The organism is Microvirga sp. Mcv34, assembly GCF_024519725.1.
Lineage (GTDB): Bacteria > Pseudomonadota > Alphaproteobacteria > Rhizobiales > Beijerinckiaceae > Microvirga.
The window spans coordinates 1-1346 of sequence record NZ_JALJRK010000239.1; the positions used below are offsets into that span (position 1 = coordinate 1).

General features: G+C 63.7%; 1 protein-coding gene. It reads right to left on the reverse strand.

Features of this window, described 5'->3' with window-relative positions; all coding sequences use genetic code 11:
* Positions 1 to 45: 45 nt before the first annotated feature.
* Positions 46 to 1212: a glycosyltransferase family protein gene (locus OC446_RS30365; protein WP_262032586.1), complete on the reverse strand. Its 1167-nt coding sequence runs from the start codon at positions 1210 to 1212 to the stop codon at positions 46 to 48.
* Positions 1213 to 1346 lie beyond the last annotated feature (134 nt).

Sequence of the window (1346 nt, forward strand, 5' to 3'; positions counted from 1 at the left end):
GCAGTTAAACAGCAAGTGACCACCTGCTTGCTTCACCATCATGGCTCAGATGGATGCATTGAGCAGCGCTTTGAAGCGCCCGCGGACGCGTGAGAGCCCGTCCAAGACGCCCGGCATCACCACCTCCGATGGACGCGGCTGGGACGAGAGGGCGCGCAGTGCCGCCGCCATGCGCTCAGGGGTGCGCGGCTCCCGGTAGTCGCTCAGCATGCGCACGAGGCCGATCCGCTCGGCCTCGACAGCCCGGATGTACTGCTCCAGCCGCGGCTTCGTGCGCGGCACGATCAGCGTGCGCTTGTCGAAGGAGAGCGCCTCGCAGAAGGTGTTGTAGCCGCCCATGGCCACCACCGCATCGGCCTTCTTCATGAGCCATTCGATCTTGGTGTCGAAGGACATCACGTCCAGCTTCGGCTGCTTGGCGATGCGCTCGACGAAAGAGCGGCGCTTGTCCCGGTTGATGAACGGGCCGAACAGGATCAGCGCAGGCTGGTCGAGCTCCGGATCCGCCTCATAGGCCGAGATCACCCAGTCGATCAGGTCGTCCCCGTCGCCGCCGCCTCCGGTGGTCACCAGGATGAAGGGCTGCTTGGTGATCTTGGGATATTTGGTGAGCGACGGCGTCGGCGGCACCTCCCGGCGCAGATAGCCCGTATAGGTGATCCGCTTCTCCACCGAAGCCGGGAGGTTGAGGGCCTTGAGGGGCTGGTAGACGTCCCTGAGGCCGTAGACCCAGATCTCGTCGTAGTAGCGGATCAGGGCCTCCTTGGCGCCCTTGCGCTCCCATTCGGGCACCAGCAGGGCGGGCTCGTCCATCACGTCCCGGATGCCGAGCACGAGGCGGCAGCCGATGGCCTGGAGGTAGTCGAGGGCGGGCAGCACCTCGCCGCGAAAGCCGGTCGGCTCCTTGTCCACAATGAAAACGTCGGGCCGGAACGCCTTCGCGGCCTGGAGGATCAGCGCCTGGCGCAGACCCACGGCCTCCTCCAGGCTCACGTTGAGATTGAGGCAGCGGTAGTCTCCGTCCGGCAGCTTGGTGACCCCTGGAATGCGGATGTAGTCGACGCCGCTCTCGAACTCGAAGTTGCCGATGACCGCCGAACCCGAGATGATGAGCGCTGAGGTGCCTGGCCGGTCCTCCACGATGGCATTGGCGAGCGCCCGCGAACGGCGCAGATGGCCGAGCCCGAACGTGTCGTGGCTATAGATGAGCACGCGCGGATGATTCGTTAGGCCGTGACTCTGCTTGGTGCCTATCTCTTTTGCCCAGATCCCATAAGGGTCCCATTGAATCAAAGACCTCATCTCATGTTCTTTTACCTATTCTTAGTCACCGGCGTCATGACTAA